Origin of the sequence: Paenibacillus larvae subsp. larvae (genome assembly GCF_002003265.1) — a bacterium.
Lineage (GTDB): Bacteria > Bacillota > Bacilli > Paenibacillales > NBRC-103111 > Paenibacillus_H > Paenibacillus_H larvae.
Map to the genome: position 1 here is coordinate 2,007,655 of NZ_CP019687.1, position 9,146 is coordinate 2,016,800.

At 37.2% G+C, this 9,146-nt stretch carries 9 protein-coding genes; 7 read left to right on the forward strand and 2 right to left on the reverse strand.

The window, feature by feature from the left end; translation table 11 throughout:
• Positions 1–343: 343 nt before the first annotated feature.
• The gene (locus BXP28_RS10515) at positions 344–802 is read right to left on the reverse strand and encodes an integrase core domain-containing protein (protein ID WP_051428005.1); all 459 of its coding nucleotides are present in this window, start codon (positions 800–802) and stop codon (positions 344–346) included.
• Positions 803–1,303: 501 nt separating this feature from the next.
• Positions 1,304–1,522, reverse strand: a complete 219-nt coding sequence (locus BXP28_RS25095) for a hypothetical protein (protein WP_077585035.1) — start codon at positions 1,520–1,522, stop codon at positions 1,304–1,306.
• 345 nt (positions 1,523–1,867) lie between these two features.
• Here BXP28_RS25095 and BXP28_RS10525 point away from each other — a divergent pair, with 345 nt between their 5' ends.
• The 7 genes from BXP28_RS10525 (at position 1,868) to trhA (ending at position 9,124) form a co-directional block, all read left to right on the forward strand.
• Positions 1,868–2,062, forward strand: coding sequence for a hypothetical protein (locus tag BXP28_RS10525; protein ID WP_052304415.1), 195 nt, complete (start codon positions 1,868–1,870; stop codon positions 2,060–2,062).
• Between the two features lie 70 nt (positions 2,063–2,132).
• Complete coding sequence (locus tag BXP28_RS10530) at positions 2,133–3,728, forward strand: putative mucin/carbohydrate-binding domain-containing protein (RefSeq protein WP_077585036.1); 1,596 nt, start codon at positions 2,133–2,135, stop codon at positions 3,726–3,728.
• A 69-nt stretch (positions 3,729–3,797) separates the two neighbouring features.
• On the forward strand, positions 3,798–5,567 hold the full coding sequence (locus BXP28_RS10535; protein ID WP_077585037.1) for a putative mucin/carbohydrate-binding domain-containing protein: 1,770 nt from the start codon (positions 3,798–3,800) through the stop codon (positions 5,565–5,567).
• A gap of 354 nt (positions 5,568–5,921) precedes the next feature.
• A complete protein-coding gene (locus BXP28_RS10540; protein ID WP_036656234.1) occupies positions 5,922–6,827 on the forward strand; it encodes a tyrosine-type recombinase/integrase in 906 nt (301 codons plus the stop codon).
• A gap of 409 nt (positions 6,828–7,236) precedes the next feature.
• Positions 7,237–7,443 carry a cold-shock protein gene (locus tag BXP28_RS10545; protein WP_023483458.1) on the forward strand — a complete coding sequence of 69 codons (207 nt, stop codon included), beginning with the start codon at positions 7,237–7,239 and terminating at the stop codon, positions 7,441–7,443.
• 100 nt (positions 7,444–7,543) lie between these two features.
• Positions 7,544–7,822, forward strand: coding sequence for an HU family DNA-binding protein (locus tag BXP28_RS10550; protein ID WP_036656232.1), 279 nt, complete (start codon positions 7,544–7,546; stop codon positions 7,820–7,822).
• A 663-nt stretch (positions 7,823–8,485) separates the two neighbouring features.
• Positions 8,486–9,124, forward strand: a complete 639-nt coding sequence (gene trhA / locus BXP28_RS10555) for a PAQR family membrane homeostasis protein TrhA (protein ID WP_023482516.1) — start codon at positions 8,486–8,488, stop codon at positions 9,122–9,124.
• The last annotated feature ends 22 nt before the right edge of the window (positions 9,125–9,146 follow it).

The window sequence follows — 9,146 nt, forward strand, 5'->3', positions numbered from 1 at the left end:
AATACCAATATACAGCATATATGAATGACCCCAATAAAATCAATACAGGCCCGGTAATTGAATCGGACCTGTATTATTTGTCTAACTTAACGCAGTAAGAGTCATTCTCTCTACCTAAAGGGGATAATATCAGTGTACAAGGAACCGGTTATTTTGTTCTTAATGTGTTCTTTGATCAAATTCCCCAGCTCCATGATCGATAAATGCCATAACAAGATTCTTCGTTGCTACTTTCTGCGTCGTACTAAGTGCAGAACCGGTTAAACTCCCTAATTGTGGACACTGCACCTCTTATTCAATTGATTTTATAAAATTTCTCCAAATTGCGATTTATTCTGGAGTTTTACACCTTTATTGTCTTTGAATCCACAGCTTTTTTCCTGACCGCATCCATGTATTCGTAAGGCGACATGTCGTAGATGCTACCGTGGATGCGGTTGTGGTTGTAGTTATGAATAAAGCCGCTAACGATTTCATACGCCTGCTTATAACTTTCAAATTCGTGACGCTGATAACACTCTATCTCTAGAATGGCATGAAAAGACTCGATATGAGCATTCTTGTTAGGAGTCTTCGGCGGTATACGTTCGTGGACAATTTTGAAGCGCTCACAGGCCTGTGCAAATCGATGGCTGATGAATTGCGGTCCATTGTCTGAGCGGATTACTGGTTTATTTGCTTTGTCAAAGAGCTGGCGCTTCATCAGTGCCTCTTGTGTAATTTGAACAAGATCCCTGGCCTCGCAGGACAATCCATGGTGATACGTGATAATCACTCGATCAAACACATCTATGATGCTCATCAGGAAGAAGAAGCGGTGTTCACCTGCTACCCAACGTGAAGTAAGAGACAGGACGTAGTCAAGCTATTTTTCCTGCCTCTCCTTCCCGAACCGGACGTGCACCTCTCAGCGCATCCGGCTCTCCATTTAAGTGTTGCTCAAAGCAAAGGCGACTTCATTGTAGTTGGACTCAATTATTCGTTTTCTCTCTGATCGCAGAATGTACGGGTTTTCGGTCGGATTACGCCATGTGAACCAGCCTTTGCGGCTGGTTATCAGCCTCTTCAGAGCCAGTTTCTCAAAGCCCTGATCTCGAAGGAATCGTGTCATACATCGGTAGCCGAAGTACGGGTGCTCCATATATATTTCGTCGATTCGATGCATAATCTGCACGTTTTCTTCGCTTTCACAATGTTCCTTGTGATGGCGATAAATGCTTGTCCTGTTCACTCTTCCGCTTGACGCTTAACGTTGATTTCGGCATGATTGCGTTCTACCATCACTTTTCGAGCTTCAAGAGGTTCATTTAAGGCCAGATTTTTTTTTAAGCCAGTCGATCTCCACGGTGAGCTGACCGACCAGCTTTTGCAGATGCTCTTTCTTGCTCTCGTACTCCTTTCTCAGTTTGTCCGTTTCATTGTTTTTTTTCTCGAACACCATAGAAGCACGTTCAGAAATTCCGATTTCCACCGGCTGATCATGAACCGGGCTTAGTTCATATTTATCAGCGATCTCGTTCACAGTCTGCTCCTCACGAAGGACCTCTAACACGACCTTCGTCTTAAACTCTGAGGTATATCGGTTTCATTTTTCCATAGTGTTATTATAGCGCTGGAAGCAACCTTTGCATACTTTGTCAACAAAAATTTCACTTATCGATGAAAATATATATGCTTTTTTTAAAATCATTAGGTCTAAAATTTATAACGAAAGGAGGATTTATCAAAAAACTGAAACATATCCACCAATTTGATGATGGAAAAGCCTCATCGAATGTAGTAATTTCCTTAAATTAACCACAGGTTCTAATCTTTAACTCTTAAAGGAAGAGAGTTAATCTTAAAAATTAAACGAAGGAGAAAGAATATGAAACAAAATTTACAGAGAAAAAATATACATCATTTAGAAGCTCCCACCTGGATATTTAATGCTGGAATCAGTAAAGGGAAATACCATGACAGGCAAGACTTAGGAGTGCTTCTTCAACCACAAGCCACCATCCGGATTCGGCAAGTGAATCCCCATTTTAATGACAAATTAATAGTTCGGTTTATTAAATGATGATCAAAACACAGAAAAAAAGGAAACGATTACTTCCGAATGGTCCACTATTCAAGCAGATGCTATTTCCGTGCCATTTATTGATACACCTTATGGGGACCAAAATGCTGAAGTGGAATATAATATTGAAGGAAAACAAATTCCATTACCTATTTATCAACCATGTGGCAATGAAATGGAATTTTTCCAACAATGGGATAATGAACAAGCTGGCTTTGCTCTAGTACAGGGTCCAAGTTTTCAGTTGCTAGTACCAAAAAAAGATAAAGAATTTCTTCGAAATCTGAAAGATTTTAAATCTATCGATGAATTAATTCAATATTACGAAGAAATTTTTCATTTATATAATGATATGATTGGTTTAGAAGACACAGATACCGGAACAAATCGGATGAGCAAAAATAGATATTTCTTAAAGGCGGATGTTAATGGATGTGGAGGAGCTTGTTACTACGATTGGTGTACAGTTAATAGCGAAGATACCGTTGATATGTGGCTCAAAAAAAATAATTGGGGACCCCTTCATGAAATAGGCCATGGCTATCAAGCAGCGTTTGACGATAAAGGGATGTATACTGGAGAAGTTTCAAATAATCTTTTTGGAGTTCAACATCAGTATAGTAAAAATGGAAAAGATGCGGATAAAATAGGCTGGCTATTTAATTATGGGAAAAAAGAAAGTGTGGAAAAGAATTTATATCAAGCCATTATAAAAGAAGGAAAAGGCTATACAGAGGTAGATGATCTTCGTTTCCAACTTATTCTATTAACAATGTTAAAACAAAAAGCTGGGAATGAAGCCTTTACCCACTTATATCGAGAATATCGTAAATTAGCGAATCAGGAAGGCTTTGATGCTAATAAATATCCACTTCCAGATTTAATGAATCGCTATTATGGGGAAACAAGTGGCTATGATTTTACGCCTGTTCTGCAAAAATGGAAACTTTATACAGATAGAATACAGGCAGAAATTAATCGTTCAAAAGGCTACAAAGCCACAGCTTCCCTTGCGGATATCGTCTCAGAATCCCAATTATCGAATGCAAGGAAACTTGTAGATAAAGACATTTTAATTAATTCTAACTTTGAAATGGTAGATAATCAGCAAATTGCTCCTTTAGGATTAAAAGGATCGGTAAAGATTCAATTAAATATTGATGATATCAACCAATTGAAGGGACAAGATTTATTATTAAAAGAAGGAAGTAAAGTTGTAAAAAGGATAGCGATTACTGGAAAAGAGCTAACGGTTCAAGATGTTCCAAATGGCGTGTACACTATTGAGATTCCAACTGGAAGAGAAGCAAGATATAGTGTAGATAAGCATTATCTTTATATTAAAGAAAAAGAAAACCATCTAACTTTAAAAATTGAAAGAATTCAACATAGTGATTTAGTTAATTCAGCAATTCAATTTTTAGGTATAGGTGATAAACAATTCGCTGAATTAAGGACAAATTTAAATCAGCAGCAAGCTGTATTTCATGTAACCGATAAAGATCCGCATTATAGATTTGAGAATGAGAAATATGCGGGAATTCAAGTGTTCGATGAAAATAAAAAAGTCATTTTTGATAAAGAAATCGAAGGAACAAATGTTCCTACTGGTCAAGAGATTATCCCTTTAAAGGAAGGATATACGATCAAAATCTTTCATGCGTAAACAGAAAATCGCTTAATAAGTGATGATTCTAACTTGATTAATCCGAAAAGTAACGAGAATACGTTAATCATGACTAGATATGGGTTAAAAAATGTCGGTTCATTTATTCAATTTTTAGGTTATAATGATAAGCAATTCGCTGAATTTAAGACAGATTTAAATCAGCAGCAAGCTGTGTTTCATGTAATCGATAAAGATCCGCATTATAGATTTGAGAATGAAAAATATGCGGCAATTCAAGTGTTCGATGAAAATAAAAAAGTCATTTTTGATAAAGAAATTGAAGGGAAAAATGTTCCTACCGGTCAAGAGAGTATTCCTTTAAAAGAAGGTTATACGATCAAAATTTTTCATGCAGAAACGGAAAATCGCTTAAAAAGTCATGATTCAAACTTGATTAATCCAAAAAGTAACGAGAATACGTTTATCGTGACCAAATATGGATTAATTAACGCATTGTTTATTAATCAATCCATTCGATTTTTGGGTTATAACGATAAGCAATTCGCTGAGTTAAAGACACATTTAGATCAGCAGAAAGTTGTGCTTCAAGTAACTGATAAAAATCCGCATGAAAGATTTGAGAATGAAAAATATGCGGGAATTCAAGTGTTAGATGAAAATAAAAAAATCATTTTTGATAAAGAAATCCAAGGAACAGATGTTCCTACTGGACAGGAAAGTATTCCTTTAAAAGAAGGATATACGATCAAAATTTATCATGCGGAAACAAAAAATCGCTTAAAAAATGATTCTGACTTGATTAACCCGAAATCTAATGAAAATATGCTTATAGTGACTAAATATGGATTAATAAATCCATCAACATCATTTATTAATCAATCGATTCAATTTTTGGGTTATAACGATGAGCAATTCGCTGAGTTAAAGACACATTTAAATGAGCAGAAAGCTGTGTTTCAGGTAACTTCTAAAGATCCGCATTGGAAATTTGAGAATGAAAAATATGCGGGAATTCAAGTGTTCGATGAAAATAAAAAAGTCATTTTTGATAAAGAAATTGAAGGGAAAAATGTTCCTACTGGTCAAGAGAGTATTCCTTTAAAAGAAGGATACACAATTAAAATATTTCATGCAGAAACGGAAAATCGCTTAAAAAGTGATGATTCTATCTATATTAATCCAAAAAATAACGAGAATACTTTTATCGTAACCAAATATGGATTAATTAACACATTGTTTATTAATCAATCCATTCGATTTTTGGGTTATAACGATGAGCAATTCGCTGAGTTAAAGACACATTTAGATCAGCAGAAAGCTGTGTTTTATGTAACCGATAAAAATCCGCATTGGAAATTTGAGAATGAAAAATATGCGGCAATTCAAGTGTTCGATGAAAATAAAAAAGTCATTTTTGATAAAGAAATTGAAGGGAAAAATGTTCCTACCGGTCAAGAGAGTATTCCTTTAAAAGAAGGATACACAATTAAAATATTTCATGCAGAAACGGAAAATCGCTTAAAAAGTGATGATTCTAACTTAATTAACCCGCAAAGTAATGAGAATACATTTAAAGTGACCAAATATGGGTTAGAAAATATATCATTAAAAAACAATGCTGAAGATGTTTTGATGAAAAAAATTGCCGAAAAAGATTTGATGAAAAAATTTGCCGAAAAAGGGCTGGTGGGGAAAGTTACCGAAAAAGATTTAATGAAAAAAATTGATCAAGCAGCAGAAAGAATTCTAGCTAACAAAGAAATTCTAGAGTCTGCTGTATCTGAAATGAAAGATCAGCTTTGGGTTGCCATCCAATCATTATCTAATAACAATAGAGAAATCTACTTAAAAAAATACCAATCGATTTTTAAGTAAACCTATAATGGACTAATAATTTGGTAGCAAAAATGCGTTCTTCGAGGATTTATGTATTTTATTATCCTAAGAAGATCGCTTTTTTGTTGTCCAGGAAAATCATGCTCTATCAAGATTTATCTTCAGCGGCGAAAAAAATCTTGCTTTAGCTATGGGGATGTAAAGCTCTTCGGATGTAAGATGGCATTAGCCCCCCTCGTTTATCTGTCTGGGCATATTATTTATTGATGACATTTATTGTTGAAAAAATAATGCCAAATAACAATAAAATTTACACTTGATGTCCGCTAATGTTTCGGTTAAGATAAGAATAACATGTCCACTAATGTAAGTCAAGATTTGGAGGCTTTTCTAATGAGAGAGAGATATGGAATTTCAGAACAAGGCAAGCAGATAGTTCAGGACTTTATTCATAGTCTTACCATCCACGAAGATTTGAACCCTAAAACACTAAAAGAGTATGCAAGCGATCTTAAACATTTTATCGGTTGGTTTGAAACTGCTAATTACCAAGAAGAAAACATCGTTTTTCGAATTGAAGATGTGGCTACTCCAACATTAACACGATACCAGGAAGCCTCGCAAAAAGTGATGGAATTGAAACCAGCGACCATTAACCGGCGACTTATAACATTGAAACGTTTTTTTGAGTGGGCCGCATCGAATTCTATAATTCGCCGTGATCCTTCCAAGCCAGTTAAATTGGTTCCGGAGGAAAAGGTAAGCCCTCGGCAGATGACAGACAAGGAAGAAGATGCATTGATTGCTGCTGCCGAGCATGGCGGTTCCCTCCGGGATCAGACAATTCTTATCGTGATGCTTCACACTGGTTTGCGAACAATGGAAGTTTGCGACTTAGCTCCCGGTGATATTCAAATAGGTAAGCTTACGGTGCGATCAGGAAAACGAAATAAACAACGGGAAGTACCTTTAAACGCTACGTGCAGATCTGCGTTAGAAAAATATTTAGTATACCTCCCTCCAGGCAGTCCATATTTGTTCCCTTCGGAAAAAACAGGGGATCGGTTGTCTGAACGTGCTTTACGGCATTTAATTCAAAAATACATGAAAAAAGCGCGACTCAAAGGATTAAGTGCCCATGATCTACGACATCGATTCGGGTACGTGATGGCAGTGAACACCCCGTTACACCGTTTGGCACAAATTATGGGACACGACAGTCCCGATACAATGATGATTTACGTCAAGGCGACTCGTTCAGATCTGCAATCTGAAGTCGAAAAAATAGCTTGGCAATGATAGAATAGAGCCGACATATATATCAATCAATAATAGTTAAAACCCGTAGATAACTACGGGTTTGAGACTGTCGACAAAGTCCTGTCGACAGTCTTTTTTACGAAAATACTCCAACCATTCACCGCAATCATATTTAGGTAAATTACTAGTACGCTTGAAAATGTTACGAACCGGTTAAGAAGGACGTTCTCAAATTTCCATGGTCTCGTTGGACGAGTTTGCTCCCCCTGTTAGAGAATCCAGTCGTTTCACTCAATAGCGAGGCCTTTAAGTATTGACTTATATTAGCGGACATGGTATTCTTATGTTAACCTAAAAATAGCGGACATCTGAAAGCCTTTATGACCGCTAATCTTTACTTAGTGCTCATATGGTCATGTTAATAAATTAAATTTTTTGGAGGAATCCTATGCAAACAGGTACGGTTAAATGGTTTAATGCTGAAAAGGGCTTTGGCTTTATCGAAATCGAACAGGGAAACGATGTATTCGTTCATTTTAGCTCGATTGAGGGTGATGGTTACAAATCGTTGGATGAAGGTCAACGCGTCCAGTTCAATGTGACCCAAGGTAATCGTGGACCGCAGGCTGAGAACGTTTCTAAAGTTTATTATTAATCTTTCAAAGCTGCCCTAAATGTGGGGCAGCTTTTTGTTTATTCTTGCTTATATCCATGCTCATTTTCGTAATTTTGATAACATAAGTGAGGTATCGCAAATGAACAAAGAACAATTAGTGGAAGTAGTAGCTAAATCTAGTGGGTTTTCAAAAAAGAATGCTGAAAAAGCAGTAACTCATGTACTCGATTCGATTTTTGAAGCTTTAAAACAAGGCAAAGAAGTTCAACTAGTTGGCTTCGGAAAATTTGATGTCCGTAGTCGTGAAGCACGCATGGGAAGAAACCGCAAAACCGGTGAAGAGGTGGAACTTCCGGCGGGTAAAGTCCCTGTATTTACGGCAGGAATCACTCTGAAAAAAGCTTTAAATAGAGTTTAACGCCACCAATGCTAATATAAAAAATAAAGATGTGACCACATCAGAAAAGCGGTTTTTTATCAAAACAAGTACAAATAATTCGAACGTTAGTGTCGTATTTTCTAATATTGATGACATTATTAATTTTTATTCCAACAGTTTAAAGAGCAAAGTGGACGATCTGAACAATTTAAAGAATCACACAAGCAAGGCTGTCGACAGTCTGAACCCGTAGATAACTACGGGTTCACCTTTTTATTAATATGGACTTGCATTTCATCGAAATAACTACCTCCGTGAGGTCAATTTGTATTTCCAATTTGATTTCATTACCCTGTTGACATATCACCGCTATGCTTTCTATTTACAACAACGTATGCAGCTTAATGGGCTGAGGGTTACCTTAAATTGAACGAAAAGGCTGCCGGTTTTTGCGACATGGGATCACCTCCTGTAGAGCATAGATCAAGCTGATCTCAGACCTGGGTGCCCGCCTAAGCCACCTACTACAGCCTCGTCATCAGCACTCTTCTGAAGAAGATGACGATTTGGGCGCTACTCCCATTGTCCCACGGGCAGGTCCAAGATTCTAGCTGGAAAGTAGGATTGAAATTTTTCAATCCATAAGGGGCTGGAAATTGTTCGAAACCTTGTTTCAAAAAATACTATACGAGGAGATTGATTATGGAGTACAGCATCCGTGAAGAAATTGCCAATGCCATCAGTCATGGTATCGGTGTTTTGCTAAGTATCGGCGCATTAGCCGCTCTCATTTTTTATTCCGTCCAATACGGGGATGCCTGGCATATTGTCAGTGTCAGCATATTCGGAGCTTCATTAATTTTATTATATCTATGCTCCACACTAGTCCACAGCATTACTTACAAGCCGGCTAAAGACATTTTTGAGATTATGGACCACTCAGCCATATACGTCCTGATTGCAGGTACATATACTCCTTTTCTGCTTGTCAGCCTTAGAGGAACAATCGGCTGGACCCTGTTCAGCATAATTTGGGCCCTTGCGCTTGCCGGTATTGTATTTAAGATTTTTTATTGCAAAAAGTTTATTGTACTTTCTACTCTTCTGTACATTGCCATGGGATGGCTCATCATTTTTGCAATAAAACCGCTGGCTCAGCAATTAACCGCAGGAGGTATGATCTGGCTTGTTTCCGGTGGTATCCTCTATACAGTAGGAACTATTTTCTATGTATGGAGGCGTGTCCCCTTCCACCATGCTATCTGGCATCTTTTTGTTCTGGCAGGCAGTGTGTGCCACTTTTCCGTCGTCTTATTTTATGTAGTACCTTTTCCCCGCTGATATACACTTTTCTGACCGGATA

Bases quoted from the DNA above. Each gene is read 5' to 3' on its own strand.
- BXP28_RS10540 (WP_036656234.1), top strand. From the start codon at position 5,922: ATGAGAGAGAGATATGGAATTTCAGAACAAGGCAAGCAGATAGTTCAG.
- trhA (WP_023482516.1), top strand. From the start codon at position 8,486: ATGGAGTACAGCATCCGTGAAGAAATTGCCAATGCCATCAGTCATGGT.
- BXP28_RS10515 (WP_051428005.1), bottom strand. From the start codon at position 802: ATGAGCATCATAGATGTGTTTGATCGAGTGATTATCACGTATCACCAT.
- BXP28_RS10525 (WP_052304415.1), top strand. From the start codon at position 1,868: ATGAAACAAAATTTACAGAGAAAAAATATACATCATTTAGAAGCTCCC.
- BXP28_RS10550 (WP_036656232.1), top strand. From the start codon at position 7,544: ATGAACAAAGAACAATTAGTGGAAGTAGTAGCTAAATCTAGTGGGTTT.
- BXP28_RS10535 (WP_077585037.1), top strand. From the start codon at position 3,798: ATGACTAGATATGGGTTAAAAAATGTCGGTTCATTTATTCAATTTTTA.
- BXP28_RS10545 (WP_023483458.1), top strand. From the start codon at position 7,237: ATGCAAACAGGTACGGTTAAATGGTTTAATGCTGAAAAGGGCTTTGGC.